This is a genomic window from Actinoplanes sp. NPDC051633 (genome assembly GCF_040681735.1).
GTDB lineage: Bacteria > Actinomycetota > Actinomycetes > Mycobacteriales > Micromonosporaceae > Actinoplanes.
Map to the genome: position 1 here is coordinate 1 of NZ_JBFAZH010000884.1, position 3,321 is coordinate 3,321.

General features: G+C 67.1%; 3 protein-coding genes and 1 pseudogene. All 4 read left to right on the forward strand.

The features are described 5' to 3' along the window. Positions 1 to 550: aldehyde dehydrogenase family protein (locus AB0M20_RS33860; protein ID WP_364304415.1), on the forward strand; the 550-nt coding region annotated here is incomplete at its 5' end. Positions 551 to 566: 16 nt separating this feature from the next. Next, entirely contained in the window at positions 567 to 1,670 is a 1,104-nt protein-coding gene (locus tag AB0M20_RS33865; RefSeq protein WP_364304416.1) for an ABC transporter ATP-binding protein, read from the forward strand. Next, positions 1,671 to 2,906: a spermidine/putrescine ABC transporter substrate-binding protein gene (locus AB0M20_RS33870; protein ID WP_364304418.1), complete on the forward strand. Its 1,236-nt coding sequence runs from the start codon at positions 1,671 to 1,673 to the stop codon at positions 2,904 to 2,906. 4 nt (positions 2,907 to 2,910) lie between these two features. Next, positions 2,911 to 3,321: pseudogene (locus AB0M20_RS33875) on the forward strand (ABC transporter permease); the annotation flags it as partial.

The following is a 3,321-nucleotide window of genomic DNA, read 5'->3' on the forward strand; positions in this document are numbered from 1 at the left end:
GGTCCAGCAGGGCGTGGCGACGGACTTCACCGAGGCGCTCCTGGCGGCGGCCCGGCAGAAGAAGGTCGGCAGCGACGGGGACTTCGGGCCGGTCAACAACGAGCACCAGCTCGCCCGCGTGCAGGGGTTCCTCGGCCGCGCGCCGGAGCACGCCCGCGTGGTCACCGGCGGCCGGCGCATCGGCGAGCGGGGCTACTTCGTCGAGCCGACCGTGGTGACGGGGCTGCGGCAGCGCGACGAGATGATCCAGGACGAGATCTTCGGGCCGGTGATCACCGTGCAGGAGTTCACCGGCGAGGACGCGGCCGTGGCCTGGGCGAACGACGTCCGGTTCGGACTCAGCGCCAGCGTCTGGACCCGTGACCACGGCCGGGCGATGCGGATGACCCGCCGGCTCGACTTCGGCTGCGTCTGGGTCAACACCCACATTCCTTTCGTGTCCGAGATGCCGCATGGGGGGTTCGGTCATTCCGGGCACGGCAAGGACCTATCGGTGTACGGCTTCGAGGAGTACACCCGGATCAAGCATGTGATGCACAACGTCGGCTGATTGAGGTACCCCCCACATGAGCGAATCCCCCGCTATCGAGTTCGTCGGCGTACACAAGGACTTCCTCTCGCACGGCGAACGCGTGCCCGCCGTCAAGAAGCTGGACCTGGCGATCGGGCAGGGCGAGTTCTTCTCGCTGCTCGGACCGTCGGGCTGCGGCAAGACCACGACCATGCGCATGATCGCCGGCTTCGAGGAGCCGACCGGCGGCACGATCTTCCTGGACGGTCAGGACGTCACCGGCGTGTCCCCCAACAAGCGCGACGTCAACATGGTCTTCCAGTCGTACGCGCTGTTCCCGCACATGTCGGCGTACCAGAACGTGTGCTTCGGCCTGGAGCGCCGGAAGGTCGCCAAGAACGAGATCAAGCGCCGGGTCGGCGAGATCCTCGAGATCGTCTCCCTCTCCGGCATGGAGCAGAGGGCGCCACGCGAGATGTCCGGCGGCCAGCAGCAGCGTGTGGCCCTCGCCCGGGCCCTGGTCAACCGGCCGCGCGCGTTGCTGCTCGACGAGCCGCTCGGCGCACTGGACCTCAAGCTCCGCCAGCAGATGCAGGTGGAGCTCAAGCGGATCCAGCGCGAGGTCGGCATCACCTTCGTCTACGTCACCCACGATCAGGGCGAGGCCCTGACGATGTCGGACCGGATCGCCGTGATGGAGTCCGGGCGCATCGACCAGCTCGGCTCGCCGCGGGAGATCTACGAGAAGCCGGCCACCCGGTTCGTGGCCGGTTTCATCGGCACGTCGAACCTGCTCTCCGCGCCGGTGGACAGCATCTCCGGCGGTCTCGCGACGCTCACCTTCGGCCCGCAGGACCGGGTGCTGGTGCCGGTGCCGTCGTCGGTCGTCTCGGGCGACAAGCTTGAGGTGTCGGTGCGGCCCGAGAAGATCGACCTGTGCCGTGACGTCACTCCGCCCGGCGACTGCAGCGTGCTCTCCGGGCAGGTGAGCGAGGTCGTCTACCACGGCACGTCGACCGACTACACGGTGACCACCGCCGCCGGGCCCGAGTTCGTGGTCTTCGACCAGAACGCGGCCAACGCCGAGGACCTGGCGCGGCGCGGCGACCGAGTCTTCCTCACCTGGAACGCGCAGCACTCGTACCCGATCGGAGTCTGAATGTCCCCCTCCCCCACCCCCGATCCCGCCCTGATGCGCGGCCTCACCCGCCGCCGTCTCGGCCAGCTCTCCGGTCTTTCCGCCCTCGGCATGGCGCTCGCCGCCTGCGGCGTGGAGGGCAAGGGCAATCCCGGCGCCAGCGCGGCACCCGACGCGGTCGCGAAGTTCTGGGCGGGCAAGGCGTCCACCAAGCACGTGGACTTCGCGAACTGGCCGCTCTACATGGACCCGAAGCAGCCCGAGCTGAAGGCGTTCACCAAGGAGACCGGCATCACGGTGAACTACCAGGAGGTGATCCAGGAGATGGGTCCCTGGTTCGCCAAGGTGCAGCCGCAGCTGTCGGCGAAGCAGCCGATCGGGTTCGACCTGATGGTGATCACCAACGGCGTGCAGTTCAAGCAGTTCAAGGACTCCGGCTTCCTGGCGCCGCTGGACCCGGCGAAGCTGCCGAACTACGCCAAGAACGCGGCGCCGAAGTACAAGCAGGAGGCGTTCGACCCGAACAACGTCTACAGCGTGCCGTGGACCTCCGGGATCACCGGCATCGCGTACGACCCGGCGCGGATCACCCGGCCGATAACCAAGCTCGCCGATCTGTGGGACCCCGCGTTCAAGGGCAAGGTCGGCATGTACTCCGACACCCAGGAGCTGGGCAGCTTCGGGATGATGGTGCTCGGCATCAACCCCGAGAAGTCGACGCCGGACGACTGGAAGAAGGCGGCGGAGAAACTCAAGGAGCAGAAGACCCAGGGCATCATCCGCAACTACTACGACCAGAGCTACATCGACGCGCTCGGCAAGGGCGAGGTGTGGATCACCCAGGCGTGGTCCGGTGACGTGTTCCAGAAGAACGTCTCCGACGGCACGAACTTCAAGTTCGTGATCCCCGAGGAGGGCGGCACGCTGTGGACCGACAACTTCGCCATCCCGGTCACCGCGCCCAGTCCGCTCGACGCGATCACCCTGATCGACTACTTCTTCAAGCCCGACGTCGCGGCCTCGCTGGCGGAGTACATCAACTACGTGACCCCGGTGCCGGCGGCGCAGCAGCTGATCAAGGACAAGGCCGCGAAGGCGAGCGGCGAGGACAAGGAGGCGCTGACCGCGCTGGCCGACAGCCCGCTGGTCTTCCCGACCGACGCCGACTACCAGAAGCTGCACTACTACCGCGACTTCGCGACCGCCGCCGAGCAGCAGGAGTACCAGCGCATCTTCGAGCCGATCGTGCTGGGCTGAGGCCATGGGCCGGCTGCGGCGCGTCATCGCGCCCTATCTGCTGATCCTGCCCGGCGGGCTGTGGCTGCTGCTGTTCTTCGCCGTGCCGATGGTCACCATGCTGTCGTTGTCACTGCAGCAGGGCGACATCGTCAACGGGTACGTGTTCACCGGCCACTGGCGGACCTATGTGGACGCGATCGGCAACTACCGTACCCAGCTCCTGCGCTCGCTGATCTACGGCGCGATCGCCACCATCGTGCTGATCGTGATCGCCTTCCCGGTGGCGTACTGGATCGCCTTTCACGGCGGGCGGCGCAAGCCGACCTATCTGTTCCTGTTGCTGCTGCCGTTCTTCGTGTCGTTCGTGCTGCGCACCATCTCGTGGCGGCAGATCCTCACCGACGACGGTCCGGTGCTCTGCCCCCACATATCT